Origin of the sequence: Jeotgalibacillus marinus, assembly GCF_040801915.1 — a bacterium.
Classification (GTDB): Bacteria; Bacillota; Bacilli; order Bacillales; family Jeotgalibacillaceae; genus Jeotgalibacillus; species Jeotgalibacillus marinus.
On sequence record NZ_JBFMIA010000211.1, the window covers coordinates 1 to 256 of the forward strand.

The window sequence follows — 256 nt, forward strand, 5'->3', positions numbered from 1 at the left end:
CTTCCTTTTTTCCTCTTTCTCCTTTCCCCTTTTCCCTTCTCTTCTCTCCCCCCCCTTTCTTCCTTTTCTCTTTCCCCCTTTTTTTCCCCTCTTCCCTCTCCCTTCTTTTCTTTTCTTTTCCTCTCTCTTTTCCCCCTTTCCCCTTCTCTTTTCCCCCCCCCCTCTCCCCCTCTTCTCCCCCCCTCCCCTTTTCTTTCTTTTCCCCCCCCTTCCTTTCTTCTTCCTTCTCCCTTTCTTCCTCCCTCTCCTTTCCCCC

At 51.6% G+C, this 256-nt stretch carries 1 protein-coding gene; it reads right to left on the minus strand.

Annotation, left to right across the window (positions count from 1 at the left end; all coding sequences use genetic code 11):
* On the minus strand, positions 1-256 hold a 256-nt coding region (locus AB1471_RS19040), incomplete at both ends, for a hypothetical protein (protein WP_367781011.1).